The 24,748-nt window shown below is 65.8% G+C and carries 22 protein-coding genes; 15 read left to right on the plus strand and 7 right to left on the minus strand.

The annotated features are described in order from the left end of the window. The first annotated feature begins 115 nt into the window (after positions 1–115). The 10 genes from ABT392_RS06895 to ABT392_RS06940 all read left to right on the plus strand — a co-directional run bounded on the left by ABT392_RS06895 (position 116) and on the right by ABT392_RS06940 (position 14,613). A complete protein-coding gene (locus ABT392_RS06895) occupies positions 116–1,174 on the plus strand; it encodes a PEP-CTERM sorting domain-containing protein (RefSeq protein WP_395386214.1) in 1,059 nt (352 codons plus the stop codon). A 74-nt stretch (positions 1,175–1,248) separates the two neighbouring features. Next, positions 1,249–2,556, plus strand: coding sequence for a tetratricopeptide repeat protein (locus ABT392_RS06900; protein ID WP_334276963.1), 1,308 nt, complete (start codon positions 1,249–1,251; stop codon positions 2,554–2,556). Positions 2,557–2,804: 248 nt separating this feature from the next. Next, positions 2,805–3,830: a LacI family DNA-binding transcriptional regulator gene (locus tag ABT392_RS06905; protein WP_334276962.1), complete on the plus strand. Its 1,026-nt coding sequence runs from the start codon at positions 2,805–2,807 to the stop codon at positions 3,828–3,830. Further along, the gene (gene rbsK, locus ABT392_RS06910; RefSeq protein WP_395386213.1) at positions 3,827–4,717 is read left to right on the plus strand and encodes a ribokinase; all 891 of its coding nucleotides are present in this window, start codon (positions 3,827–3,829) and stop codon (positions 4,715–4,717) included. The genes ABT392_RS06905 and rbsK overlap by 4 nt, the downstream gene beginning before the upstream one ends. A gap of 10 nt (positions 4,718–4,727) precedes the next feature. Further along, positions 4,728–5,699: a nucleoside hydrolase gene (locus tag ABT392_RS06915; RefSeq protein ID WP_395386212.1), complete on the plus strand. Its 972-nt coding sequence runs from the start codon at positions 4,728–4,730 to the stop codon at positions 5,697–5,699. A 22-nt stretch (positions 5,700–5,721) separates the two neighbouring features. Next, the gene (locus tag ABT392_RS06920) at positions 5,722–7,035 is read left to right on the plus strand and encodes a TRZ/ATZ family hydrolase (protein ID WP_395386211.1); all 1,314 of its coding nucleotides are present in this window, start codon (positions 5,722–5,724) and stop codon (positions 7,033–7,035) included. 114 nt (positions 7,036–7,149) lie between these two features. Further along, positions 7,150–11,142 carry a phosphoribosylformylglycinamidine synthase gene (purL, locus tag ABT392_RS06925; RefSeq protein WP_395386210.1) on the plus strand — a complete coding sequence of 1,331 codons (3,993 nt, stop codon included), beginning with the start codon at positions 7,150–7,152 and terminating at the stop codon, positions 11,140–11,142. 2 nt (positions 11,143–11,144) lie between these two features. Then, positions 11,145–12,092 (plus strand): LysR family transcriptional regulator, encoded by a 948-nt coding sequence (locus tag ABT392_RS06930; protein WP_334276957.1) that lies wholly within the window; start codon positions 11,145–11,147, stop codon positions 12,090–12,092. Between the two features lie 322 nt (positions 12,093–12,414). Further along, entirely contained in the window at positions 12,415–13,287 is an 873-nt protein-coding gene (locus ABT392_RS06935; protein WP_334276956.1) for an ABC transporter ATP-binding protein, read from the plus strand. A gap of 12 nt (positions 13,288–13,299) precedes the next feature. Next, positions 13,300–14,613, plus strand: coding sequence for an ABC transporter permease (locus ABT392_RS06940; protein WP_395386209.1), 1,314 nt, complete (start codon positions 13,300–13,302; stop codon positions 14,611–14,613). A gap of 4 nt (positions 14,614–14,617) precedes the next feature. On the opposite strand, the gene ABT392_RS06945 is transcribed toward ABT392_RS06940, so the two are convergent. Further along, positions 14,618–15,613 (minus strand): LLM class flavin-dependent oxidoreductase, encoded by a 996-nt coding sequence (locus ABT392_RS06945; RefSeq protein WP_334276954.1) that lies wholly within the window; start codon positions 15,611–15,613, stop codon positions 14,618–14,620. A 65-nt stretch (positions 15,614–15,678) separates the two neighbouring features. After that, a complete protein-coding gene (locus ABT392_RS06950; RefSeq protein ID WP_334276953.1) occupies positions 15,679–16,776 on the minus strand; it encodes a S1C family serine protease in 1,098 nt (365 codons plus the stop codon). 46 nt (positions 16,777–16,822) lie between these two features. Between ABT392_RS06950 and ABT392_RS06955 the strand changes: the two genes are divergently transcribed. Genes ABT392_RS06955 through upp form a run of 3 tightly spaced genes read left to right on the plus strand, consistent with a single transcriptional unit; the run spans position 16,823 to position 18,974 of the window. Then, positions 16,823–17,563 carry an acetyltransferase domain-containing protein gene (locus ABT392_RS06955; RefSeq protein WP_395386207.1) on the plus strand — a complete coding sequence of 247 codons (741 nt, stop codon included), beginning with the start codon at positions 16,823–16,825 and terminating at the stop codon, positions 17,561–17,563. Beyond that, complete coding sequence (gene rlmB, locus ABT392_RS06960; protein WP_334276951.1) at positions 17,560–18,306, plus strand: 23S rRNA (guanosine(2251)-2'-O)-methyltransferase RlmB; 747 nt, start codon at positions 17,560–17,562, stop codon at positions 18,304–18,306. Before ABT392_RS06955 ends, rlmB begins: the two co-directional genes overlap by 4 nt. 35 nt (positions 18,307–18,341) lie before the next feature. Beyond that, complete coding sequence (gene upp, locus ABT392_RS06965) at positions 18,342–18,974, plus strand: uracil phosphoribosyltransferase (RefSeq protein WP_334276950.1); 633 nt, start codon at positions 18,342–18,344, stop codon at positions 18,972–18,974. A gap of 16 nt (positions 18,975–18,990) precedes the next feature. Here upp and ABT392_RS06970 read toward each other — a convergent pair whose 3' ends face one another. Genes ABT392_RS06970 through ABT392_RS06980 form a run of 3 tightly spaced genes read right to left on the minus strand, consistent with a single transcriptional unit; the run spans position 18,991 to position 21,118 of the window. Continuing rightward, the gene (locus ABT392_RS06970) at positions 18,991–19,530 is read right to left on the minus strand and encodes a chromate transporter (RefSeq protein WP_334276949.1); all 540 of its coding nucleotides are present in this window, start codon (positions 19,528–19,530) and stop codon (positions 18,991–18,993) included. Next, the gene (locus tag ABT392_RS06975; protein WP_334276948.1) at positions 19,530–20,066 is read right to left on the minus strand and encodes a chromate transporter; all 537 of its coding nucleotides are present in this window, start codon (positions 20,064–20,066) and stop codon (positions 19,530–19,532) included. The genes ABT392_RS06970 and ABT392_RS06975 overlap by 1 nt, the downstream gene beginning before the upstream one ends. Before the next feature lie 44 nt (positions 20,067–20,110). Next, positions 20,111–21,118, minus strand: coding sequence for a D-2-hydroxyacid dehydrogenase family protein (locus ABT392_RS06980; RefSeq protein WP_395386206.1), 1,008 nt, complete (start codon positions 21,116–21,118; stop codon positions 20,111–20,113). An 88-nt stretch (positions 21,119–21,206) separates the two neighbouring features. Here ABT392_RS06980 and ABT392_RS06985 point away from each other — a divergent pair, with 88 nt between their 5' ends. Next, positions 21,207–21,716, plus strand: a complete 510-nt coding sequence (locus ABT392_RS06985) for a DUF1993 domain-containing protein (RefSeq protein WP_395386205.1) — start codon at positions 21,207–21,209, stop codon at positions 21,714–21,716. Between the two features lie 54 nt (positions 21,717–21,770). Here the strand turns inward: ABT392_RS06985 and ABT392_RS06990 are convergent, their stop codons facing one another. After that, a complete protein-coding gene (locus ABT392_RS06990; protein ID WP_334276945.1) occupies positions 21,771–22,112 on the minus strand; it encodes a hypothetical protein in 342 nt (113 codons plus the stop codon). 4 nt (positions 22,113–22,116) lie between these two features. Further along, positions 22,117–22,533 carry a hypothetical protein gene (locus ABT392_RS06995; protein WP_395386204.1) on the minus strand — a complete coding sequence of 139 codons (417 nt, stop codon included), beginning with the start codon at positions 22,531–22,533 and terminating at the stop codon, positions 22,117–22,119. Positions 22,534–22,948: 415 nt separating this feature from the next. Between ABT392_RS06995 and ABT392_RS07000 the strand changes: the two genes are divergently transcribed. Then, complete coding sequence (locus ABT392_RS07000) at positions 22,949–24,733, plus strand: O-linked N-acetylglucosamine transferase, SPINDLY family protein (protein WP_395386203.1); 1,785 nt, start codon at positions 22,949–22,951, stop codon at positions 24,731–24,733. Positions 24,734–24,748 lie beyond the last annotated feature (15 nt).

Genomic DNA, 24,748 nt, shown 5'->3' on the forward strand with positions numbered 1-24,748 from the left:
ATTTTCTTGCTCCGTGCGCGATTCGCCCGGTTCTATCTTGTTGATTTATTGGAAGGATTTTGAGCTGGCATCAAAGATGCTTTGTGCTTCCTGTCCATTACCGTGAGGTCTCAACATGAAATATCTTGCTACTCGGATTGCCACGGCGCTCGCCGTGTTGGCGATGGCAGGCGGCGCCAGCGCCCAGGCCATCATCCAGAACTCGGAAGTCCAGTTGGGCGTGCGCGCCTACGGTGACCTGAATGTGAACGGCGGAACGCCGTCCACCGGCGACGGCACGTCGACGGTCGGCCTTCGCTCGGTCCGTACCAATTCCGACTCGACTTCGCCCGGTTGCACCTGCGAAGGTTGGGGCGTCGGCCTGCGCAGCACCGGTCAATATGGTGCGGCCAACAGCGCTTACGATGGCACGGCCAACCTTTCCCTGGTCAGCTTTAACTCGACGGCCAGCACCGCTGTGTCGGTGGTGAATGTGTTGAGCGCAACCGGCGCTGCCATTCTTCAGGTTACCCACGATTACCACCCGATCGCAGGTACCCCGTATCTGTACGAAGTGCTGGTGTCGATCAAGAACATGACCGGCACGGCACTGGCGGCCAGCGACCTGGTCTACCGTCGCGTGATGGACTGGGACATTCCTACGCCTGGCGCAGAGTCGGTGAGCATCCAGGGTGTTCCGGGTGCGTTGGGTCTGGCCAATGGCAGCAACCTCTATCGCTCCGACAACAACGGTTTCAACCGCGGCAACCCGTTCAGCTTCAGCAGCTATGGCATGCAGAATCAGAACTTCGTCAACTCGGAAGGCCGTGACCAAGGCGCCCTGTTCGACTTCGAGTTCGAAGCCCTGGCCAATGGTGCAACTCGTACCTTTGCAACTTACTATGGCGTGGCACCGACCAAGGCAGCAGCCGACTTGGCCCGCAGCCTGGTTGACGGTGACTCGTCCGACGTCGAGATCGGCCTGTACTCCTACGGTTCCTGCGTTTACGGCCTGACGGGTTGCGATTCTTCGACCGGCGCACCCGACACCTTCATCTTCGGCTTCGGCGCCGCGGGTGGTGTGCTGGTTCCGCCGGATCGCGGTGACGTTCCCGAACCTGCCAGCCTGGCGCTCGTCGGCCTGGGCCTGCTGGCTGCTGTCGGCGCTCGCCGCCGCAAGTCGGTCGCCGCATAATCTCTGCGGTCCATGACTCGGCCCCTCGCCGGCATTGCCGACGAGGGGCTTTTCAATTCTTGAACGGGATGTCGATGAAACTCCGCTATTTGCCGCTCACTGCTTTCCTGCTCTGCAGTCTCAACCTGCACATCGTGATGGCGGAGCCGATCGCTGCTCAGGCGGGCGCCAAGCCGGCGTCCGCTTCTGGTCTGCTGGCGGCGCAAGCGAAGCTTGAACAGGGGCTTGCCGCGCTGGCCAAACGTGATCATGAGAAGGCGCGAGCGCTGTTTCAGGCGGCGACGAAGCTGGCCCCGTATTGGCCTGAGCCCTGGCTCCAGCTCGCTGAAAGCGCGCGGGTTGCGAATCAACCGGAGCTGGTGAACAAGTGGCTGACTGAGGCGCTGCGAGTGGCGCCCGATGATCCGGCAACCCTGTCCGCCTGGGGCAGTCTCCACTATGCCCGCGGCGAGTACCAGAAGGCAGAATCCTTCAAGCAGGCGGCGTTGAAGGCCGATCCCCGCGCAACCAACGTGCTGGTTGATCTTGGCGACTTGTACTTCAATGTCCATGGCAAGCCCGACGTGGCGGCGGACTACTTCCGCCGTGCATTGGTCATCAACCCCAAGCTGGGCGGCGCACACAATGCGCTGGGCACCATGCTCCTGCTCACTGGCAAGGCCGGCCAAGCCATCGACTCCTTCACTGAGTCGGCCAGGCTGGCGCCTACCAATCCCTTGCCCGTGCTGGGCCTGGCGCGCGCCCAGGCGCAGACCGGCAACACCAGTGCAGCGCTGGCGAGCTATGACCAGGCGCTCAAGCTCAGCCCTGGTCTGATTGACGCTTACCTGGGCAAGGGTGACCTGCTGTTGAACCAGGGCAAGCCTGACGCTGCGCTGCGCAGCTTTGCCGATGCGGTCAAGGCCAATCCTCGGTCCAGCCTTGCATACCTGAAGCTGGGCATGGCCCAGCAAATGCAGAACCGGTCAGATGAAGCGATGGCAGCCTACAAGGAGGCTGTCAGGCTCTCGCCCCAGATGGCCGTGGGCTTCAACAACCTGGCCTGGCTGGCTGCGGAGCGCAGCGACGTGGCGGACAAGGGTTTGGCCTGGGCCAAGCAGGCCGTTGCCTTGAACGGTGAGGAGCCGCGTTTCAAGGGAACACTGGCATGGGTCCATTTCAAGCGCGGCGAATCGGCAGAGGCGATCAAGCTGCTGGAGCCCCTGGTGCGTGGCAATGCAAAGGCGCTGCCTGAAACGCATTACCTGCTGGGCCAGGTCTATGCCGGCAGTGGCGACAAGGCCAAGGCCAAGGCCGCGATTCAAGCGGCGCTGGAGCTTGACCCCAGGTTCTCGCAGGCCGAGCAGGCCCGGGCGAGCTTGCGCCAATTGGATCGTCCCTGAGGCCTGCAGGGGTCAAGTCGTCGGTGACCACCGTCCGGTTGATACGTGGCCTGTATGGCATCGAGCTCCAGCAGCAGGCAGCTCATGAGGCGCGGTATTGAGTCGCTTTTGGGCTATGCTGGCACTCCGGCGCCAAACGTTTGCTGGCGCAATTCATCCATCACTCGCCAAGCGAGGCTCCCTCTGCGCGACCTAGGCAGCAGATCCGGGCCGCCAGCGCTTGGTTTTCCTGCATCAGGCTGAGATTCGTGAGCACGATCAAAGATGTCGCGGCCTTGGCGGGGGTGTCGTTCACCACCGTCTCCCATGTCCTGAACGAAACCCGGCCGGTCAGCGCAGATGCGCGCAGGCGCGTGCTGGCTGCGGTCGAGGAGATCGGCTATCTGCCCAGTGCCGTGGCCCGCTCCTTGCGCAAGAGCGAAACCAAGATCATCGGCGTGCTGATACCGACGGTGGTCAACCCCTTCTTTGCCGAGCTGGTTTGCGGCGTCGAGGACTGCTGCCGTTCGGCCGGCTACTCGGTCTTCCTGTGCAACTCCGACAACGACCCGCGCCGCCAGCAGCAATACATGCGCACGCTGCTCGAGAAGCGCGTGGACGGCCTGCTGCTGTCCTCGGCCGGTGATGCCGCGGCGCTGGCACGCATCTTCAAGCTGGCCACGGTGCCGGCGGTGACGGTGGACCGCCTGGTGGCCGGCGCCAAGGCCGACCGGGTATCGGTTCACAACCAGGATGGCGCCTACCAGGCGGTCCGCCATCTGCTGGACCTGGGCCACCGCCGCATCGGCTGCATCAGCGGCCCGGCCGAATTCGAGGTGGCTTGCGAGCGTATCGACGGCTGGCGTCGTGCCCTGGCCGAGCGCGGCATTCAGCCGGGCGAGGACTGGCTGATCGAAAGCGACTTCAGCAATACCGGCGGCTACGAAGCCGCGCGTCAATTGCTGCGTGGTCCGGCCGGCCTGTCGGCCATCTTTGCCAGCAACGACATGATGGCCATCGGCGCCTTGCGCGCTGCGGCCGAAAGCGGCCTCAAGCTGCCCGAGCAGATGTCGGTGGTCGGCTTCGACGATGTGGAGCTGAGCGCCTTCGTCTATCCGGCGCTGACCACGGTGGGCGTGTCGATCAAGGAGTTGGGGCGCGAGGCTGGCAAGGTCCTGCTGGACCGCATCGAGAACCCCGGCGCACCCTTGAAGGACGTGCTGCTCACCCCGCGCCTCGTGGTGCGTGAGAGCAGCGGTGCGCCGCGTGCCATGCCTGCTGCGGTGAATCAATGAGTGCCAGTGTCGTCATCGTCGGCAGCCTGAACATGGACATGGTGTCGCACTCGACGCGCCTGCCGGCGCCGGGCGAAACGCTGGTCGGTCACGACTTCGTGATGGCACCGGGCGGCAAGGGCGGCAACCAGGCTGTCGCGGCGGCCCGCCTGGGTGCTTCAGTGGCGTTTGTCTCTCGTGTTGGCACGCGCCAGCATGGCGAGGCCTTGCTGCAAGCCTTGCGTGACGAAGGCATCGATACGAGCGGCAGCACGGTGGATGCCGCGGCTTTGCCCGGCATCGCCGTCATCATGGTTGCGAGCGTGGGCGGCGAGAACTCCATCGTCTACGTGCCGGGCAGCAATGCCGAGCTGTCGCCTGCCGACGTGCAAGCCAGCCGTGCACTCTTGCAGGCGGCCAAGGTCGTCGTGGCCCAGCTCGAGGTGCCGATGCCAGCGATTGCAGAAGCCTTTGCCCTGGCCCGCGCGGCCGGCGTTACGACGGTGCTGAACGCGGCGCCGGCGCTGGCCGTGAGCGACGAGTTGCTGGCGCTGACCGACTGGCTGGTCGTCAACGAAACCGAGGCCGAGCAGATGAGCGGCGAGCCCGATCCGCTGGCCGCTGCACAAGCGCTCCTGAAGCGAGGCCCGAAGCAAGTGCTGGTGACGCTGGGCGCGCAGGGTGCGCTGCTGGTGACGAATGAGGGCTCTCAAACCGTGGCTGCAGCGGCCGTGAAGGCGGTGGACACCGTTGGCGCCGGCGACACCTTTGTCGGCGGCCTGGCTACCGGGCTGGCCGAAGGCATGTCGGCGATAGCCGCCGTTCGCCTGGGCCAGTCGGCTGCGGCCATTGCTGTGAGCCGCAGCGGTGTGCAATCGGCGATGCCTCGCCGTGCTGACCTGGCGTGAGGCCTTGATGATGAGCAACGTTCAACACCAGGTCATTTTCGACACCGACCCTGGCATCGACGACGCGATGGCCTTGTTCCTGCTTGCGCGCCATCCCTCGGTCAGGCTGCGCGCAATCACGGCGGCGTTTGGCAATGCGTCGGTCGAAACCACCGCCCGCAATGCGCTGGCGCTTGCTGGCTTTTATGGCATTGAGGTGCCTGTCGCGGCCGGTGCTGACAGCCCGCTGCAAGCAGACCTGAGGCGCGATTTCCCGGCCCACGTGCATGGCGACGATGCGCTCGGCGGCATGTTCGAGCGCCTGCCGGCGACTCGGCAGACGCTTGACCCGCGACCGGCGCATGAGCTGATCTGCGACACGGTCAATGCCGAGCCGGGTGAGATCACGCTGCTGGCGGTCGGCCCGATGACCAACTTGGCGCTGGCCTTGCGCCACGACCCCGGCATTGCCGCCAAGGTCAAGCAGGTGGTCGTGATGGCTGGCGCCTTCGGCACCCATGGCCATGGCGGCAATGTGACGCCGGTGGCCGAAGCGAATGTGATCAACGATCCGGAAGCGGCCGACTTGGTTTTCACGGCCTCCTGGCCCGTGGTCATCATCGGCCTCGATGTGACCCAGGAAACCGTGATGAAGCACGAGTACCTGGCCGCCCTGCGCGGCAAAGGGCAGGGCGCGGGCGACTTCCTGTGGGAGGCCACGCGCCACTACCAGGACTTCTATCATGAGCGCGACGGCATCGGCGGCATCTACTCGCATGATGCGAGTGCCGCGGCCTACCTGATCGAACCCACGCTGTTCAAGCTGCGGTCAGGGCCGGTGCGTGTGGTGCAAGATGGCATCGCGCGCGGCCAGACCATCCAGGACCATCACAAGCCCACCGGCGCTGTCACGCCCTGGAGTGCCTGCCCGGCCCAGCAGGCTTGCATCGGCGTTGATGCGGCCGGCATGCTGCGGCTGTTTGCCGCGGCCTTTGAAGAATGAATTCGCAAGACAAGGAATCGACATGAGCATCACCCTTTTGAACGCCGGCTGGATCATCCCCATGGCTGCCGGCACCGGCACGCTGGAAAAGCACAGCCTGGTGATGGACGACCAGCGCATCGCTGCTGTGCTGCCCTGGGCCCAGGCCGCGGCGCTCTATCCCGGCGCCGAAGTGGTCGAGCTGCGCGAGCATGTGCTGATCCCTGGCCTGATCAATTCGCACACCCATTCGGCGATGTCGCTGTTGCGCGGCGTGGCCGACGACGTGCCGCTGATGGACTGGCTGCAGAACCACATCTGGCCACTGGAGAAGCAGTGGGTCAGCGAGGACTGGACCTACCAGGGCTCGCTGCTGTCGGCGGCCGAGGCGCTGCGTGGCGGCGTGACCTACCTGAACGACATGTACTTCTTCCCGACCGCGATGGCACGTGCCGCCATCGATTCGGGCATCCGCGCCGGCGTGTCGATCAATGTGATCGACTTCCCCACCGGCTATGCGGCCGGCCCGGACGACTACATCGCCAAGGGCCTGGCCGCCTATGGCCAGTTCAAGGGCGAGGCGCTGCTGGACTGGACTTCGGCGCCGCATGCGCCCTACACGGTGTCGGACGAAACCTTCATCAAGCTGCGCGAGCTGGCCGAGAAGCACGATCTGCAGATGCATTGCCACATCCATGAAACCCAGCATGAGGTCGATGAAAGCCTCAAGCAGTTCGGCATGCGGCCGCTGGCGCGCCTGGACAAGCTGGGCCTCTTGAACGAGCGCATGATCGCCGTGCACATGGTGCATCTGGACGAGGAAGAGATTCCGATGCTGGCCCGCAATGGTGTGCACCTGGTCCACAACCCGAACTCCAACCTGAAGCTCGCTTCGGGCATCGCACCGGTGACTGCGCTGGAGGCCTCGGGCGTCAACACCATCCTCGGTACCGACGGTGCTGCATCCAACAATCGTCAGGACATGTTCGGCGAAATCCGCGCCGCGGCCTTGCTGGCCAAGGGCGTGACGCAGAACGCGACGACCGTCTCGGCCCGCACCGCGCTCGAGATGGCCACGATTCGCGCCGCCAAGGCCATGGGCCGCGGCGACGACCTGGGTTCGCTGGAAGTGGGCAAGCTGGCTGACGTCGTTGCCGTGTCGCTGGCCGCACTGGAATGCCGCCCGGTCTACAACCCGGAAGCTCAACTGGTCTATGTGGCCGGCCGAGAGCATGTGTCGGATGTCTGGGTCAATGGCCGCCGGGTCTTGAAGGGCCGTGAGCTGACGACCATCGACCAGGGCGCGCTGCTGGATCGCACCGAGGCCATCGTGGCCGCGATGAAGGCGGGCGCCTAAGCCTTACGCCCCAGTGAAACTTGCCGGCTCTGCCCGGCGAGTGCTCCGGCTCTCGGTAGAATCCCGCGGTTTGAAGCCCAGCCCGACCCGGGCCGGCAGCTATCGCGGGACTCCATGGCACATCAAAAGCATCTGCTCTCGTTCGCAGGCGGCAACGCGCTGTCTGCTTTCCGTTCCCAGGCCCTGCTGCCGCGCTTGCAGGCGGTCAACGAGAAGATCACGGCTGTCCATGCCCGCCATGTCCACTGGGTCTGGCTCGATGCAGCGATGGACGCCGCCGGCCAGGCCAAGCTGGCCGAGCTCCTGAACTACGGCGATGCCTACGAAGGCCCGACGGAAGAGGGCACGCTGGTTGTCGTGGCGCCACGCCTTGGAACGGTCAGCCCATGGGCGTCCAAGGCCACTGACATCGCCCACAACTGCGGCCTGCAGGTGCACCGCGTCGAGCGCGTCACCGAATACCGAATCACATTGAAGAGTGGCCTTCTGTCTTCAATTGGCGCCGGCGCGAAGACGCTCAGCCGCGAAGAGCAGATCGCCTGTGCCGAGTTGCTGCATGACCGCATGACCGAGAGCGTGCTCTTGGCCCGCGAAGACGCCGCCCATCTGTTCGACGAAAAGAGCGCCCAAGGCCTGGAGCATGTCGACGTGCTGGGCCAGGGGCGTGCGGCGCTGGAGTCGGCCAACAAGACCTTCGGCCTCGCGTTGTCGGACGACGAGATCGACTACCTGGTCAGCGCCTTCACGAACCTGAAACGCAACCCCAGCGACGTCGAGCTGATGATGTTCGCGCAAGCCAACAGCGAACACTGCCGCCACAAGATATTCAATGCCAAGTTCACGGTCGATGGTGCAGACCAGGCCTTGAGCCTGTTCGGCATGATCCGCAACACCGAAAAGCTGCATCCGCAGCACACGGTGATCGCCTATTCGGACAACGCTGCCGTGATGGAAGGCCATCAGATCGAGCGCTGGATGCAGGCCGGCGACCAGCGCGCGCCGAAGTACGAAGCACGTGCCGAGCTGTCGCATGTCTTGATGAAGGTCGAGACGCACAATCACCCGACCGCGATCTCGCCGTTCCCCGGTGCCTCGACCGGCGCCGGTGGCGAAATCCGCGACGAAGGTGCTACCGGCCGTGGCTCCAAGCCCAAGGCGGGACTGACCGGCTTCTCGGTCTCGAACCTGCGCTTGCCGGGTTTGAATGAACCCTGGGAAGCGATGAACATCGGCAAGCCGGCGCACATCGCCAGCCCCTTGCAGATCATGATCGAAGGCCCGCTCGGTGGCGCGGCTTTCAACAACGAATTCGGCCGCCCGAACCTGAACGGCTACTTTCGCGTGTACGAGCAGGAAGTGGACGGCGTGCAGCGCGGTTATCACAAGCCCATCATGATTGCGGGCGGCCTGGGCACGATCCGCGCCGACCTCACCAGGAAGATCGAGTTCCCGGCAGGCTCCTTGCTGATCCAGCTCGGCGGCCCGGGCATGCGCATTGGCATGGGCGGCAGCGCCGCCAGCTCGATGGCGGCTGGCACGAACACGGCCGACCTGGACTTCGACTCGGTGCAGCGCGGCAACCCCGAGATCGAACGTCGCGTGCAAGAGGTGATTAACCATTGCTGGGGGCTGGCCGAACGCAACCCCATCCTGGCGATTCACGACGTGGGCGCTGGCGGCATCTCGAACGCCTTCCCCGAGCTGGTGAATGACGCTGGCCGTGGCGCGCGCTTCGACCTGCGCAAGGTGCCGCTGGAAGAGTCGGGCCTCGCGCCCAAGGAAATCTGGTGCAACGAGAGCCAGGAGCGCTACGTCCTGGCCATCGCGCCGGGCAGCCTTGAGCTGTTTCAGGCCATGTGCGAGCGTGAGCGCTGCCCGTTCGCCGTGGTCGGCGTGACGACCGAGCAACGCGAGCTGGTGCTTGAAGATGGCGAAGGTGGCGAGCGCGCCATCGACATGCCAATGGACGTGCTCTTGGGCAAGCCTCCCAAGATGCACCGCGAAGTGACCCGCCTGGCCCGCGATGCCGGCCGCATCGAGCTGACAGGCGTGGACCTGTCCAAGGTCGCCTTCGACGTGCTGCGTCACCCGACCGTCGCATCCAAGCGCTTCCTGATCACCATCGGCGACCGCACCGTCGGCGGCCTCAACAGCCGCGACCAGATGGTCGGCCCCTGGCAGGTGCCGGTGGCCGATTGCGCGGTCACGCTGGCCGACTTCCAGGGTTTTGCCGGCGAGGCCATGAGCATGGGCGAGCGCACGCCGCTGGCCGCGGTCAATGGCCCCGCCTCGGGCCGCATGGCTGTGGGCGAGTCCATCACCAATCTGCTGGCCGCGCCCATCGAGCTGTCGCGAGTCAAGCTGAGTGCCAACTGGATGGCCGCTTGTGGCGAGCCAGGTGAAGACGCGGCGCTGTTCGACACGGTCAAGGCGGTCGGCATGGAGCTGTGCCCGCAGCTGGGCATCTCGATCCCGGTGGGCAAGGACTCCTTGTCGATGCGCACCCGCTGGACCGACGACAGTGGCACCGTCCAGCAGGTCACTGCACCTGTGTCCCTCATCATCACGGCCTTTGCATCGCTGGCCGATGTGCGTGGCACCTTGACGCCGCAATTGCAGACCGGCGACACGACGCTGATCCTGGTAGACCTCGGCCAAGGCAAGAACCGCATGGGTGGCTCCATCCTGGCGCAGGCCTTGAACCAGTTCGGTGGTGCCGTCCCCGACCTTGACGACGCGGCCCTGCTGAAGCAGCTGGTTGCAGCCGTGAACGAGCTGCGCGCCGAAGGCAAGCTCCTGGCCTATCACGACCGTGGCGACGGCGGCCTCTGGGCCACGGCCTGCGAGATGGGTTTTGCCGGTCATCTGGGCGTGAGCCTGAATGTCGACATCCTGGTGACCGAGGCCGAAGGCCTGGCCGATGTCGGCGACGTCAAGAACTGGGCCGGCCAGGTGGCTGCCCGCCGCGAAGAGTTGACGCTGAAGGCGCTGTTCAGCGAAGAGCTGGGCGTGGTCCTGCAAGTGGCCACGGCAGACCGTGACGCGACGCTGCAGCTGCTCCGCAAGCATGGCCTCTCGGCTTGCAGCCATGTGGTCGGCAAGCCCAACAGCACGGGCCAGATGGAAGTCTGGCGCGATGCCAAGAAGGTGTTCGCCGCGCCGCTGGAAACGCTGCACAAGAGCTGGGACGAAGTCTCCTCGCGCATCGCCCGGTTGCGTGACAACCCGGCCTGTGCCGAGAGCGAGCATGCGCATGCCGGCCGCGCGGATGACGCCGGCCTGCACGTGCACTTGAGCTTCGACCCGAAGGAAGACATCGCTGCGCCGTTCATCAATGTGGGTGCAAAGCCGAAACTGGCGATCCTGCGCGAGCAGGGTGTCAACTCGCACGTCGAGATGAGTTATGCGATGGCCAAGGCCGGCTTCGAGACCTACGACGTCCACATGAGCGATCTGCAAGCGGGCGCAGTGACGCTGGAGCAGTTCAAGGGCTTTGTCGCCTGCGGCGGCTTCAGCTATGGCGACACCCTGGGTGCCGGTGAAGGCTGGGCCCGCTCGGTGATGTTCAACCCTGTGTTGTCCGAGCAGTTCAAGGCATTCTTCGCGCGCAGCGACAGCTTCGCGCTGGGCGTGTGCAACGGCTGCCAGATGATGGCGGCGCTGTCGCCCATCATCCCGGGCGCCGAAGCCTGGCCCAAGTTCACGCGCAACAAGAGCGAGCAGTTCGAGGCGCGCCTGGCCATGGTCGAGGTGCTCGAGTCGCCCAGCCTGTTCTTCAAGGGCATGGAAGGCAGCCGCCTGCCCATCGCCGTGGCGCATGGTGAAGGCTTTGCGGACTTCTCGCAGCGTGGCGATGCGGCCAAGGTGGCTCGCGCCATGCGTTACGTTGGCAACGATGGACAGCCGACCGAGGTCTACCCGTTCAACCCGAACGGCAGCCCGGACGGCCTGACCTCCGTGACCACTGCGGACGGCCGCTTCACGGTGCTGATGCCGCACCCGGAGCGCGTGTTCCGCAACATCCAGATGAGCTGGACCAGCGGCGACAAGAGCGAGCTGAGCCCCTGGATGCGCATGTTCCGCAACGCTCGCCACTGGATCGGCTGACCATGGCGACGCGGAGGGCGCTTCAAGGCGACAACGCCGAACGCTCTCCCGAGTTGCTGCACTTCCGCGCCTTCGAGGCGATCTTCCGCCTGGGGAGCCTGACGGCGGCTGCCGAGCATCTGGGCCTCACGCAGCCGGCGCTTTCGAAGTCGCTGTCGCTCTTGCGCCGCTACTACGGCGAAGACCTGTTCATACGCGGCAAGCAGGGCATGCGACCTACGGCGCGCGCGCGCCTGCTGGCTCCGCATGTCGTTGACATGCTGCGCATCGCCGACGGTGAGCTGCGCGCGCAGGCCGGCTTCGAGCCAGCGCGTTCCTCGCGCGTATTCCGCATCAGCTGCTCCGAGATCGGCGCCATCCACTTCATGCCGCGTCTGGTGGCTAGCGCTGCGGCACTGGCGCCGGGTGTCCGCTTCGATGTCGTGCCGCTCCTGAGCCAGCAGACCGAATCGATGCTGGCCAATGGCGAGGTCGATCTGGCCCTGGGCGCCTACATGGACTTCGGCAGCCGTGTGCATTCGCAGGCGCTCTACGAGGTGCCCTATGTCTGCCTGGTGCGCCAGGGCCATCCGCGCATCGGCCAAACCATGGACCTCGCTGCCTTCCGCCGCGAGCAACATGTGGTGGCTTCGCTGCGCGACACCATGCATGCCTTCAGCCGCGTGGAGCAGGCGATCATCGATGTGGCCGGCAGCGCGGCCATCACGCTGCGCGTGCATTCGCTGCTGGTCGCCCCCTACGTGGTGGCGCAGACCGACCACATCTTCACGGCCACTCAGCATGTGGCGCAGCGCGTGGCCGTCATTCCTGGCTTGCGCGTCGTTGAGTGTCCCTTGCCGCTGCCATCCATCGTCGTGCGGCAGTACTGGCACAGCAGTCAGTCCGGCGACCCGGCCATTGCCTGGCTGCGCGCCCAGATCGAAAGCCTCTTCGGCGAGGACTTGCGCTGATAACCGGTGGCTATTTGCGCAATCAGTTTCGATCAGCTTCATTGCTGGCCTGGAACGCGGCCGCTCTAATGCCGCCACGGTAACAAAGATTGCCGATTGAGGAGAGAGGGGACCCTGGTTTCAGGCGTCCTTCCGGGTACCAGTGGAGGCCCCGGGGGCAACAGAAAACCGGTCGGCTGCACGCATAGGCGGCTGGCCGGCCTGACCCGAAAATCTTCCGCACAGCGCACAAGGCCTCGCTATCATCCGCCGACTTTTCCCACAGGGAGCGCGGATGCTTACGGTAGAAGGTCTTTGCAAATCGTTCGGAACACGCCAGGTCGTGAGCGATCTCAGCCTGAGCCTGCGCGCCGGCCAGACGCTGGGCCTGCTCGGTCCCAACGGCGCAGGCAAGAGCACCTCGGTTGCGATGATCTGCGGCCTCCTGCCGCCCGACAAGGGCCAGGTGCTGATCGATGGCCAGGCGATGGCCGGCGACGATGACCCCAAGAAGCGCCGAATCGGCGTCGTGCCGCAGGAGTTGGCGCTGTACGAGACGCTGAGCGCCGAAGCCAATCTGCAAACCTTCGCCGCGCTCTATGGCCTGGGCGGCGAGACGTGCCGCCAGCGTGTGGCGGCCGCCTTGCAGGTGGCTGGCCTCACCGAGCGGGCCAAGGACAAGGTCGAGCAGTTCAGCGGCGGCATGAAGCGCCGCTTGAACATCGCCTGCGCCTTGCTGCATGAGCCCGACGTCTTGATCTTCGACGAGCCCACCGTGGGCGTGGACCCGCAAAGCCGCAATGCGATCTTCGACACGCTGATCCAGCTGCGCGCGCAGGGCCGCGCCTTGCTCTACACCACGCATTACATGGAAGAGGCCGAGCGCCTTTGCGACAGCATCGTCATCATGGACCAGGGCCGCGTGATCGCCTCGGACAGCCTGGGCGCCTTGCTGTCCAAGCTGCCGATGGCGGCCAGCCTGGAGCTGCGGATTGCCGGCGAGCCGGACGAGGCTGCGCTGCGTGCCGTGCTCGCCGTACAGAGCCTGGACCGCCAGGGCGAGCAGCTGCGCATGGGTCTGGCCACACTGGACGCGGTGCCTGAAATCCTCCAGCTGCTGCAAAAGCAGGGCGTGCAGGTTCAGCAACTGTCCTCGGGCCGCGCCAGCCTCGAAGCGCTTTTCCTCTCCTTGACCGGCCGCAGCCTGCGCGATTGAAGGCAGAAGAACATGAACGCATTGCTTGCTCTCATCCGCGTCCAGGTCCGGCTCTATCTGAGCAACCGGCGCGCCATGGCCATCAACCTGGCCATGCCCATCATCATTGCGGCCTTCTTCGGTTCGCTGTTCGGCGGCAGCGGCAAGGACGACAAGCCCCTGCGCGTGAAAGTTGCGGTGGCCGACCTGGACCGCAGCGAGCTCTCCGGGCGCATCGTCAAGGCCATGGCAGCGGACGCATCGCTGGACCTGCAGCAGCTGGACCAGGCCACGGCTGAAGACCAGGTCAAGCGCGGCAAGCTGCGCGCTGCCCTGATCCTGCCGGCCGGCTTTGGCGAGAAGGCCGGCGCAGCCTTGATGGGCCAGGACAAGGCCGACGTTCGCCTGATCTACGACCCGTCCGAGAAGATGGCCAAGAGCATGCTCAGCGGCATGTTCTCGCAGTATGCGATGCAGCAGACGATGAACTCTGCTTTCAGCGGCGCGAGCGGTGGCAAGCTGGTGGATGAAAGCCTGGCGCGCCTGGACAAGGCAGAAGGCATGGATGCCGCCGACAAGGCGAGCCTTGCCAAGCTGTTCAGCAGCCTGCGCGAGGTGCAGAACAGGCAAGCAGCGGCCGCGTCCTCTGCTTCCGCGGCTTCGGGTGCAGATGAAGGCAAGGCCAGCGTTGGCGGCATGAGCATGCCCTTCAAGATGACCGAAGAGGCGCTCAGCTCGGGCGAGCATGGCTACAACGGCTATGCGCATTCCTTTGCCGGCATGGGCGCGCAGTTCGTGCTCTTCATGGGCGTGGAACTCGGCGTGGGCATCCTGCTGGCGCGGCGCGCGGGCCTGTGGCTGCGGCTGCGGTCGGCGCCCTTGTCGCGCTTCACCCTGCTGGCCAGCCATTTCTGCAGCACCACCCTGATCGCAGCCAGCATCCTGGGCCTGGTGATGCTCAGTGGCATGCTGATCTTCGGCTACCGCGTGCAGGGCAGCTGGCTGGGCCTTGCCCTGGTGGTGTTCGGCTATGGCCTGTTCACCGCCGGGTTCGGCCTCTTCCTGGCGGCCGTGGGTCGCTCACCCGAGGCCACGCGCGGCCTGGCCATTCTCGCCACCCTGATGATGGTGATGCTGGGCGGCGCCTGGGTGCCGAGCTTCGTATTCCCGCAGTGGATGCAGGAGCTGACGCTGGTGGTGCCGGTGCGATGGGCCGTCGACGGGCTGGACGCGATGACCTGGCGCGGGCTGGAGCTGATCGAGGCGGTCAAGGCCGCCGCCGTGCTGCTGCTGTCGTCCGCCGTATTCGCCGGTCTGGCCTGGTGGCGCTTCGACTGGCGCGAGTAGTTCTTCAGGGCCAGAGCTCGGCCAGCAGCGTGTAGGAGCGCTGCCTTGCCGCGGCGTCATGCACGCCGCAGGCGACGATGAATTCATCAACCTGGGTGCGCGCCAGTGTGGCTCGCAGGCCCGCGCGCACCGTTGCAGGCGAGCCGACCACGGCCTCGGCCAGCATGCGCTGGACGCCGGCTTTTTCAGCTGCGGTCCACAATGCATCCATGCTGTCGACAGGCCTTGGCAAGGGCCCGCGCTGGCCGCGCTGCATGCCCAGGAATCGTTGTTGCAGCGAGGTAAAGAGGTAGGCGGCTTGCTCGTCGCTGTCGGCCACCACCACGTTCAAGCCCATCATCGCGTGGGGCCTGGGGTGGCGCGCGCTCGGCCGGTACTGGCTGCGATAGATGTCGAGCGCCTGCATCAGCAGGTCGGGCGCGAAGTGTGATGCGAAGGCAAACGGCAGGCCGAGGTAGGCAGCCAGCTGCGCGCCGTAAAGGCTGGAGCCGAGCAGCCAGATCGGCACCTCCGTGCCCTGGCCGGGGATGGCGCGTACGACCTGCCCCTCCTTGGCCGGCGCCAGATAGCCTTGCAGCTCCAGCACGTCTTCGGGAAAACGGTCTTCGGCCGCACTGGAGAGATGGCGGCGCAGGGCACGCATCGTGGGCCCGTCGGTGCCAGGTGCGCGGCCCAGGCCAAGGTCAATGCGGCCGGGGAAGAGCGTGGCCAGGGTGCCGAACTGCTCGGCAATCGTCAGCGGCGCATGGTTGGGCAGCATGATGCCGCCGGCGCCCACGCGAATCTTCTCGGTGGCGGCTGCAAGCTGGCCGATCAGCACGGCCGTGGCCGAGCTGGCCACGCCCTCCATGTTGTGATGCTCGGCCACCCAGAAGCGCTGGTAGCCGAGGCCCTCGGCATGACGGGCCAGCGCAATGCTCTGGCGCAGCGCGGCGGCGGCATCGCTGCCCTCGACGATGGGTGCGAGGTCGAGGATGGAGAGGGGAACGGCTGAACTCATGCCTGGCAGTCTAGGAGCCAGGCTCCGACCCTTGCCGGGCCGGGCCTATTGCTGCCAATGGCGGCCTATTGGTCGGACTCGCCCAGCTTCACCGCCTGCTGTCGAATCTTGCCCTCGCGCCAGAGCGTCAGGCGCACGGTGTCGCCAGGCTGGCGGCGCTCGAGCAAGCTCAGCATGTCGTCCAGGTCGGCAATCGCCTCATCGTTGATGGCCGTGATCACATCGCCATTGACGATGCGGCCGTTGCGGTCGCGGCTGAACGGCTGCAGGCCGGCGGCCTTGGCCGGGCTGCGCTGGCCCACGGCCACGATGGCCACGCCCTTGGGCAGGCGCAGCGCCTGATGCAGCTGCGGCGGGCCCGAGGTGATGCCCAGCGCCGGGCGGATGAAGCGGCCGTCGCGTATCAGCCGCGGCACCACGCGGTTGACCTCGTCCACCGGAATGGCAAAGCCGATGCCGGCGCTGGCGCCGCTGGGGCTGTAGATCTGCGTGTTGACGCCGATCAGCCGGCCGGCCGAATCGAGCAGCGGCCCGCCGGAGTTGCCGGGGTTGATGGCCGCATCGGTCTGGATCACGCCCCGGATGCTGCGGCGGTTGAGCGAGTCGATCTCGCGGTTCAGCGCGGAGACGATGCCGCGCGTCAGCGTCTGGTCCAGGCCGAAGGGGTTGCCGATCGCATAGACGTTCTGACCCACCTGCAGGTCGCGGCTGCTGCCGACGGCAATCGGCAGCAACTTGTCGCGCGGCGCCGTGATGCGCAGCACGGCGATGTCGCGGTCGACGAAGGCGCCGACAAGACGGGCGTCGAAACTGGTCTGGTCCGACAGCGTGACCCGGAACAGGTCGCTGCCCTGGATCACATGGAAGTTGGTGACGATGTGGCCCTGCTCGTCCCAGATGAAGCCGGTGCCCGTGCCATGTGGCACCTCCTGCACATTGCGCGAGAACAGGTCGCGCTGCACGTCCAGCGTGGTGATATGGACCACGGAAGGTGACACCTTGCGGAACACATTGATGTTGTTCTGCTCCGAGGGCTCGAAGGCGCCGCGTGGCGTGACGGGACGGGGATGCGCCTCCGGGCCCGCATGGGCTGGGACGCAAGTTGTGGCGAGCGTGGCCAGGGCGGCCAGCGCTGCCAGAAGCAGCTGGCGAGTGGTCTGCATGATCTTCATCGGTAAGTTTCTCCGGCCGGCATAGACTGCGCGCCTGATGCCCAGCAGCTTCTCTCATCCATCACCGCGCTTTGACCGTCTCGATGCCTTGCGCGGTGCCGCCATTGTCTGGATGGCGGGCTTCCATTTCTGTTTCGACCTGCGCTTTTTCAAGCTGATTGCGGCCGATTTTTACCGCGACCCGTTCTGGACCGGCCAGCGCACCGCCATCGTCAGCCTGTTCCTGCTCTGCGCTGGCCTGGGCCAGGCCGTGGCCCAGGCCCAGGGTCTCGGCTGGCCGCGCTTCTGGCGGCGCTGGGGTCAGGTGGCCGTGTGCGCCTTGCTGGTGTCTGCCGGCTCGGCCCTGATGTTCCCGCAGAGCTGGATCAGCTTCGGCGTCCTGCATGCCCTGGCCTTGATGCTGCTGATCCTGCGCTGGGCCGGGCCGCACCTGGGGCAGGCCGCTGCATCACTGATAGGCGCCGCAGCCATCGCGCTGCCGCAGCTCTGTTCGCACGCATTCTTCGACAGCCGCTGGACCAACTGGCTTGGCTTCACCACGGCCAAGCCGATCACCGAAGACTATGTGCCGCTGCTGCCCTGGCTGGGCGTGATGCTGTGGGGTTGGGCGCTGGGCCGCTGGCTGCTGGCCACCAAGCCGGCCTGGCTGCAGGGGCAGCTTCCCGCCGCCTTGCAGCCGCTCGCCGTGCTCGGCCGCTGGTCGCTGAGCTTCTACATGCTGCATCAGCCCATCCTGATTGGCCTCCTGTTCGCCTGGACTGCGACAATGGCGCGATGAGCGCACCCAAGCAAATCCTCTTCGGCTTCCATGCCATCACCGTGCGGCTGAAGACCGCCCAGGCCTCGATCCAGGAGATCCATGTCGATGCAAGCCGGCGCGACCAGCGCATGCGCCAGCTCGTCGAACGGGTCAGGGAGGCCGGCGTCAAGCTGATAGAAAGCGATGACGACCGCCTCACCAAGCTCAGCGGCAGCCCGCGCCACCAGGGCGTCGTCGCCCGAGTGACGGCCCTGGTCCAGCAGCATTCGCTGGACGACCTGCTCGACGCGCTGGAAGGCGAGGGCGCCGAGCCGCTGCTGCTGGTGCTGGACGGCGTGACCGACCCGCACAACCTCGGCGCCTGCCTGCGCGTGGCCGATGGCGCCGGTGCGCAAGCGGTGATCGCACCCAAGGACCATTCGGTCGGCGTCAATGCCACCGTGGCCAAGGTGGCCAGCGGCGCGGCCGAGACCGTGCCCTACTTCATGGTCACCAACCTGGCGCGCACGCTCAACGAGCTGAAGGAACGCAATATCTGGGTGATCGGCACCTCTGACCAGGCCACCAAGTCGATCTACGAGCTGGACCTGAAGGGCCCCGTGGCCCTGGTGCTCGGCGCCGAAGGCGACGGCATGCGCCAGCTGACCGCCAAGACCTGCGACGAGCTGGTCAGCATCCCGATGAAGGGTGCGGTCGAGAGCCTCAATGTGTCCGTGGCTGCGGGCGTCTGCCTGTTCGAGGCGCTGCGCCAGCGCCGATAATCCTGCCAACTTACACCAGAAAAGAAGCACAGATCATGGCCGTCATCGAAGTCAAACATCCGCTCGTCAAGCACAAGATCGGCCTGATGCGCGAGGCCGACATCTCGACCAAGAAGTTCCGTGAGCTGACCGGCGAGGTGGCGCGCCTGCTGGCCTATGAGGCGACGGCCGACTTTCCGCTCGAGAAGACGACGCTGGAATGCTGGAGCGGCCCGACCGAGGTCGACCAGATCGCCGGGCGCAAGGTCACGGTCGTGCCCATCCTGCGTGCCGGCCTCGGGATGCTGGACGGCGTGCTGGACATGATGCCCAACGCCAAGGTCAGCGTCGTCGGCCTGGCCCGCGACCACGAGACGCTGCAGCCGGTGCACTACTTCGAGCGCTTTGTCGGCCAGCTTGATGAACGCACGGCTTTGATCGTTGACCCGATGCTGGCCACGGCCGGCTCGATGATTGCCACCATCGACCTCCTCAAGCGACGTGGCGCCAAGGACATCCGTGCCCTGGTGCTGGTGGCAGCGCCTGAAGGCGTGGCGGCCCTGACCAAAGCCCACCCCGATGTGCGTTGCTGGACGGCGGCCATCGACAGCCATCTGAACGAACACGGCTACATCATCCCCGGCCTGGGCGACGCCGGCGACAAGATCTTCGGCACCAAGGAAGGTTGAGGCGCGAGAGACTGGGTCAAACCCAGCCCAGCGCACCCACCACGCCGCCGCCCAGCACCATCCACACCGGGCTGAGCTTGGTGCGCAGCATCAATGCAAGCGTGATGGCGATCAGCACCAGCGTTGCCAGCCGGTGTTCAGGCGCTGTCAGGTAGGGCTGGGCGAGCAGCCAGCCGGTGGCGATGATCAACCCGAGCGTGAGCGGCGCCATGCCGCTGCTGAAGGCTCGCACGCCGATGTGCTCGCGGTTGTCGCGGGCCCAGCGCGAGGCGGCCAGCACAAGGAGGGTGGAGGGCAGCATGATGCCGGCCATCGTCACCGCCGCGCCTGCCGGCCCGGCCAGGTTCCAGCCGAGCACGGCCACAAAAAGGATGTTGGGCCCGGGCGCCGCCTGCGCCAGCGCTATCGAGCTGGTGAAGGTCGTGTCCGTCATCCAGCCCTTGTCGACGACCAGGAAACGGTGCATTTCAGGCGCCGTCGTGATGCCGCCGCCAATTGCCAGCAAGGACATCGCCAGAAAGTGCAAAAAGAGCTGCAGGAGGTCGACCGGTGGCATCAGCGCAGCTCCCTCAAGCGCCACCAGGCCATGACCATGCCCATGCTGCCCAGGCCCAGCACCACCCAGATCAGGGGCCAGCGCAGCACCGCCACGGCGATGATCGTGGCAGTACCGAGCAGCAGGCACAGGAGGCGTCCCATCACGTTGCCACGCAGGCTGCCCAGCAGCTTCAGGCCGGTGGCCAGGATCAGGCCTGCGGCCACGGCGCCCATGCCGCGCAATGCCCCGGCCATGGCGGGATGTGCCAGCAGCTGCTCGGAAACCGCGGCCAGGCTCAGGACGATGACGCAGGGCAGGGCGAACATGCCGGCCAGTGCCGCTGCCGCGCCACGCAAGCCAAAGAAGCGGTCGCCAATCATCAGGGAAATGTTGACCACGTTGGGGCCGGGCAGCACCTGCGAGATGGCCAGCAGCTCGACGAACTCCGCCTTGCTCAGCCATCCGCGTTTCTCGACCAGCTCGCGCTGGGCCACGGCCAGCACGCCGCCAAAGCCTTGCAGGGCGAGGACGGTGAAGGCCCGGAATAGGGCCATCGGATTCTCCGGGCGAGGCCGTGGGAGGCCGTCGTCAGCCGTCATCAGCGCAGGACCTTCAGCGCCTCGGGATTGACGATGTTGGTGGGCTCGCCCTTGACGAAGTTCAGCACGTTCTCGAAGGCCGCATCGAAGTAGAGCTCATAGCTGTCTTGCTCGACATAGCCGATGTGGGGTGTGCAGACGGCGTTCTCCAGCCGCAACAGCGGATGGCCTTGCAGGATGGGTTCGCTTTCGAACACGTCGATGGCTGCCATGCCGGGGCGGCCGCGGTTCAGGGCCGAGACCAGTGCGGTTTCGGCCAGCAGCTCGGCGCGCGAGGTGTTGACGAAGAGGGCGGTCGGCTTCATCCGCGACAGGTCTTCCAGGGTGACGACGCCGCGCGTCGCGTCCACCAGGCGCAGATGCAGGCTCAGCACGTCGCATTGTTCGAAGAAGGCTTCGCGGCTCTCGGCCGCCTGATAGCCGTCGGCGCTGGCGCGCAGGCGCGAGGCCTCGCTGCCCCAGATCTGCACGTTCATGCCGAAGGCGCGGCCATAGCTGGCCACCATCTCGCCGATCTTGCCGTAGCCCCAGATTCCAAGTGTCTTGCCTCGCAACTGCATGCCGACGCCGAAATTGGCCGGCATCGAGGCTGACTTCAGCCCCGACTGCTGCCAGGCACCGTGCTTCAGGTTGCCGATGTACTGCGGCAGACGCCGCATCGAGGCCATGATCAAGGCCCAGGTCAGCTCGGCCGGCGCCACCGGCGAGCCAACACCCTCGGCCACTGCAATGCCCAGCCGCGTGCAGGCATCGACGTCGATGTGCGAGCCCACGCGACCGGTCTGCGAGATCAGCTTGAGCTTGGGCAGCTTCTCGAGCAACTGCCTTGGGAACTGGGTGCGCTCGCGCACCAGCACCAGCACATCGGCGTCGCGCAGGCGCACCGACAGTTGCCCGATGCCCTTGACCGTGTTGGTGAAGACCTTGGCCTGCAGGTGGTCCAGCTTGGCGGCGCAGCGCAGCTTGCGTACGGCGTCCTGGTAGTCGTCGAGGATGATGATGTTCATGGCGGGGCCGGGTCATTGTGCCCGACCCTTGCCAAGCGAAGACTCAGGCAAATCGCTAGCATCTGCGTCTTTCGTAAGGAGACATGCGATGACGATTTCCATGCATTCGGCCAGCGCGCCGATCTTTGCCAAGACCCTCGGCAACATGCTGCTGTGGCTCGAGGCCGCCAAGAAGCATGCCGAGACGAAGAAGTTCGACACCGCGGTCTACCTGGGCCTGCGCCTGGCGCCCGACATGCTGCCGTTCAGCCGCCAGATCCAGATTTGCAGCGATGCGGCCAAGGGCTGTGTCGGCCGCCTCGCCGGCCAGGAATTGCCGCGCTGGGACGACAACGAAGCGACGCTGGACGAACTCATCGTCCGCATTCGCAAAACCATCGACTACGTCCAATCGATCCCTGCATCAGCCGTCGAAGGGAGCGAGGAGCGTGCGATCGAGATTCCGCGCCGCAATGGCGAGCCGCTGAAGTTCAGGGGCGAGGACTATCTGCGCCACTACGCGCTGCCCAACTTCTTCTTTCACGCGACGACGACGTACGCGCTGCTTCGCCACGCGGGCGTGGACCTGGGCAAGGCGGACTTTCTCGGTCGTCCCTGAGCTCCGGCGGGCCCGGAACGCGAAATGAGCTGAACCCTGGGCTGGGTTCAGCGCTCAGGAGCGGGACGAATGGCTCGGGAAGGCGCGGGCGATGGCCAGCTCCATGTCGGCGCGGTAGACCAGCGCCAGCTCGCAGTGCTCGGGCAGGGCGGCGAGCAGGGTGCCACGCAGCATCCAGAGTTCGATAGGCTCACAGGCCTGGCGAACCTGGCGTTGCAGCTCGGCACCTTGCTGGCCCTGAACTTCCGCCGCAATGCGGGTGCAGACCAGCTTGAGCTCGACAAAGGTCTGGCGCACGCGGCTGCTGCGGCCACGGCGGTCTCCCATGCTGCTCAGGGATGCGAAAGCCCAGGGCGGCGGGAAGTCGGGAATGTCACGCAGGGTCAGGGTCAGCATGATTTCAGTGCCCCCGGCCGCTGCGGCTTGGCTCGAAGAAGCGGTCCATCTGCGCCAGGCGACGCTCGGCCTCGTACTGGCTGTGGCTTCGCGCCACCTCGGTATAAACGGCAGTGCGTAAATGCCACAGATCACGCAGCGATTGGCTGCGTCGGATGGCCGTTTGCAGCGGTTCGGCGAATTCGGTCTGCACATCGCCCAGGCCGCGGAGGAATTCGGCGCGGGCGCGCACCAGATGATTGCGGCTGCCTGGGCGGGTCGACACGGCGGTCTCGGCCTCGCCCGGGATCAGGCGCAAAAGGCTCTGGAACAGCGAATCGACGCTGCTGGCAGGGCGTGTTGCAGGGGTGGCCCCAGGGGCGGCGGACATTTCCGTCGCCAGGGCGCTGCGGGTCCAACGACTAAAAAATGCATTCAGCATGGCATTGTTCTGTCAGGTTGCCAGGCCTCCTCCGGCCCGGTCTTCTCTTGATTCTGAGCATCAGGAGTCAGCTCTAATGCGTTGATTAGGCAGGATATTCCAGTTCTTCTTCCACCCAATTCGCTTGTAGGAAAATGTCCTACAGACAAACCCTGAGCCGACCCGGCCGTGAATAGATGCGCTTTCGGGCGCCTAATCGCGGCGTCGCTGCAGGCGCCGGGCTTCTAATATCGGGCGAGCCCAATCGGAGGCCGTCTTGTGGCGGCTGCTCTTGCCCATGGACCTTTCATCGCCCCCCGCGAAGACGCTTGCCCACGCTGTGAACGCCGCACCCGTCCCTGCCCCGCTTGAAGCCGGGACCACCGAGCCCGCCGTCATTGCCGTGTTGCAGCGCGCTCGGCTAGGTGGCTTCCAGTTGGGCGATCTGCTCGCGCTTGCTCAGCAATGGCAGCAGCAAGGTCGTACCGAGGCCTTGCTGCTGCTGTACCAGAACTGGGTGATGGGCGCGCCTTCGCCGTACCGCCATGTGGCCTGCTTCAACTGGGGTTCGCTCCTGGGCGACCTGCGTCGGCACGCCGAGGCGGAGAAGGTCTACCGCCTGGCCCTGTCTCTGCATCCCCGCTTTGCACAAGCGCGCCTGAACCTCGGGCATCAGCTGGAGCACCTGGGTCGCAGCGCCGAGGCACTGGCCGAATGGCGCGAAGTTTATGAGGCCGAGAGCTTCGAAGCCGTTGGCGCCGACCCGCTGGACCTGCGCCTGCATGCGCTGAACAACGCCGCACGCCTGCTCGAAACCGAGCGCCGCTATGCCGAGTCGCAGGCGCTGATGCGCCGCAGCCTGGAGCTCAAAGCCGACCAGGGCGACGTGCAGCAGCACTATGTGCACATCCGCCAGAAGCAGTGCGACTGGCCGGTCTATCAGCCTGTGGGCGAGGTGACGCTCAACCAGCTCCTGGTCAACACCTCGCTGCTGGCCACGCTCAGCGCCACCGACGACCCGGCCGTGCAATTGATGGCAGCCCAGCGCTTCGTCCATGAGAAGGTGGTCAAGTACAAGGGCCCGGCCTTCCACCTGGAAGCCTCGGGCAAGCAGCGCCGCGAGGGCAAGATCAAGATCGGCTATCTGTCGGGCGACCTGCGCATGCATGCGGTGGGCTTGCTGACGGCCGAGCTGTTCGAGCTGCACGACCACTCGCGTTTCGAGATTCATGCGCTGTGCTGGAGCGTGGATGACGGCACGCCATTGCAGGCCCGCATCCGCAAGGCCATGGACAAGCGGCTGCCGCTGGCCGGCGTTGACGACATCACCGCGGCGCGAATGATCGCTGAAGCCGGTATCGACGTCCTGGTGGACCTGCAGGGCCTCACCAGCGGCGCCCGCCCCAACATCCTGGCTTACCGGCCGGCGCCCATCCAGGCCGGCTATCTGGGTTTGCCCGCCACCTCGGCCGTGCCGGGCCTGGACTGGATCATTGCCGACCGCTTCACGATGCCGCCGGAATACCTGCCGTACTGCACCGAGAAGCCGCTCTACGTGCCGAACTGCTACCAGGTGAGCGACCGCAAGCGTGAGGTCGGCCCGGTGCCCACGCGGGCCCAGTACGGCTTGCCTGAAAGTGCGTTTGTCTACGCCACGTTCAACAACAACCACAAGTTCAACGAAGAAACCTTCTCGGCCTGGATGCGCACGCTGCATGCGGTGCCGGGAAGCGTCCTGTGGCTGCTGGCGGACAACGAATGGGCACAGGCCAATATGCTGCGGGTAGCGGCCGAGCATGATGTGGCGGCCGAGCGTCTGATCTTCGCGCCGCGCGTGGCGCCGCCCGAGTACCTCGCGCGCTTCACGCTCGCCGACCTGGTCCTGGACACCTTCCCGTACAACGCCGGCACCACGGCGAGCGACTGCCTGTGGATGGGCACGCCTATGCTGACCCGTTCCGGCCGCAGCTACATCTCCAGAATGTGCGGAAGTTTGCTCAGCAGCGTCGGCCTGCCCGACCTGGTGACCTTCTCTCTGGAAGAATACGAACAGCGTGCGATCCAGATCGGCCGCAACCCGGCCCGGGCTGCGTCCTACAAGCGCTTCCTGGCCGAACACGGTCATTCGTCCAAACTGTTTGACATTCCGGGCCTGGTGCGCGATCTTGAGGCCGAGTTCGAGAAGCTGGCCTTGGCCGAGCGCCATCGTCAGCCCGCCTGAGAGATTCCTAGGACA

Origin of the sequence: Paucibacter sp. JuS9 (assembly GCF_044043925.2) — a bacterium.
Lineage (GTDB): Bacteria > Pseudomonadota > Gammaproteobacteria > Burkholderiales > Burkholderiaceae_C > JAUASW01.

Excerpts from the sequence above, each read along its gene's own strand:
- ABT392_RS06940 (WP_395386209.1), top strand. The coding sequence starts at position 13,300 with ATGAACGCATTGCTTGCTCTCATCCGCGTCCAGGTCCGGCTCTATCTG.
- ABT392_RS06970 (WP_334276949.1), bottom strand. The coding sequence starts at position 19,530 with ATGCCACCGGTCGACCTCCTGCAGCTCTTTTTGCACTTTCTGGCGATG.
- ABT392_RS06945 (WP_334276954.1), bottom strand. The coding sequence starts at position 15,613 with ATGAGTTCAGCCGTTCCCCTCTCCATCCTCGACCTCGCACCCATCGTC.
- upp (WP_334276950.1), top strand. The coding sequence starts at position 18,342 with ATGGCCGTCATCGAAGTCAAACATCCGCTCGTCAAGCACAAGATCGGC.
- ABT392_RS06930 (WP_334276957.1), top strand. The coding sequence starts at position 11,145 with ATGGCGACGCGGAGGGCGCTTCAAGGCGACAACGCCGAACGCTCTCCC.
- ABT392_RS06985 (WP_395386205.1), top strand. The coding sequence starts at position 21,207 with ATGACGATTTCCATGCATTCGGCCAGCGCGCCGATCTTTGCCAAGACC.
- ABT392_RS06995 (WP_395386204.1), bottom strand. The coding sequence starts at position 22,533 with ATGCTGAATGCATTTTTTAGTCGTTGGACCCGCAGCGCCCTGGCGACG.
- ABT392_RS06920 (WP_395386211.1), top strand. The coding sequence starts at position 5,722 with ATGAGCATCACCCTTTTGAACGCCGGCTGGATCATCCCCATGGCTGCC.
- ABT392_RS06895 (WP_395386214.1), top strand. The coding sequence starts at position 116 with ATGAAATATCTTGCTACTCGGATTGCCACGGCGCTCGCCGTGTTGGCG.
- ABT392_RS06915 (WP_395386212.1), top strand. The coding sequence starts at position 4,728 with ATGAGCAACGTTCAACACCAGGTCATTTTCGACACCGACCCTGGCATC.
- rlmB (WP_334276951.1), top strand. The coding sequence starts at position 17,560 with ATGAGCGCACCCAAGCAAATCCTCTTCGGCTTCCATGCCATCACCGTG.
- ABT392_RS06990 (WP_334276945.1), bottom strand. The coding sequence starts at position 22,112 with ATGCTGACCCTGACCCTGCGTGACATTCCCGACTTCCCGCCGCCCTGG.
- rbsK (WP_395386213.1), top strand. The coding sequence starts at position 3,827 with ATGAGTGCCAGTGTCGTCATCGTCGGCAGCCTGAACATGGACATGGTG.
- ABT392_RS06980 (WP_395386206.1), bottom strand. The coding sequence starts at position 21,118 with ATGAACATCATCATCCTCGACGACTACCAGGACGCCGTACGCAAGCTG.
- ABT392_RS06955 (WP_395386207.1), top strand. The coding sequence starts at position 16,823 with ATGCCCAGCAGCTTCTCTCATCCATCACCGCGCTTTGACCGTCTCGAT.
- ABT392_RS06900 (WP_334276963.1), top strand. The coding sequence starts at position 1,249 with ATGAAACTCCGCTATTTGCCGCTCACTGCTTTCCTGCTCTGCAGTCTC.
- ABT392_RS06975 (WP_334276948.1), bottom strand. The coding sequence starts at position 20,066 with ATGGCCCTATTCCGGGCCTTCACCGTCCTCGCCCTGCAAGGCTTTGGC.
- ABT392_RS06950 (WP_334276953.1), bottom strand. The coding sequence starts at position 16,776 with ATGCAGACCACTCGCCAGCTGCTTCTGGCAGCGCTGGCCGCCCTGGCC.
- purL (WP_395386210.1), top strand. The coding sequence starts at position 7,150 with ATGGCACATCAAAAGCATCTGCTCTCGTTCGCAGGCGGCAACGCGCTG.